The organism is Kitasatospora sp. MBT63, from assembly GCF_000710465.2.
Taxonomy (GTDB): Bacteria; Actinomycetota; Actinomycetes; order Streptomycetales; family Streptomycetaceae; genus Kitasatospora.
The window spans coordinates 1-302 of the sequence record NZ_JAIZ01000732.1; the positions used below are offsets into that span (position 1 = coordinate 1).

At 80.1% G+C, this 302-nt stretch carries 1 protein-coding gene; it reads left to right on the forward strand.

Features of this window, described 5'->3' with window-relative positions; all coding sequences use genetic code 11:
• Positions 1 to 46: 46 nt before the first annotated feature.
• Positions 47 to 302: TetR/AcrR family transcriptional regulator (locus AA75_RS52925; RefSeq protein WP_233289361.1), on the forward strand; the 256-nt coding region annotated here is incomplete at its 3' end.

Genomic DNA, 302 nt, shown 5'->3' on the forward strand with positions numbered 1-302 from the left:
CGCCCCCGCACCGCCCGCCCCCGCGCCGCCCGCGCGTCGCAGGGCGGTGCCCGAGCAGACGCTCGCCCTCGCGCCGATCGTCACCGCCGCCATCGCGGTCGCCGACGCCGAGGGGCTGGCGGCGGTGTCGATGCGCCGGGTCGCCGCCGAACTGGGCGTGGCCACCATGTCGCTGTACCGGCACGTGGCCGACAAGGACGCCCTGGTGGTGCAGATGCTGGACACGGCCCTGGCCGGCTGGTCCTTCCCGGCCGGGCCGCAGGCCGTCTGGCGGGACCGGCTGGGGGGCGCGGCCCCCGGCC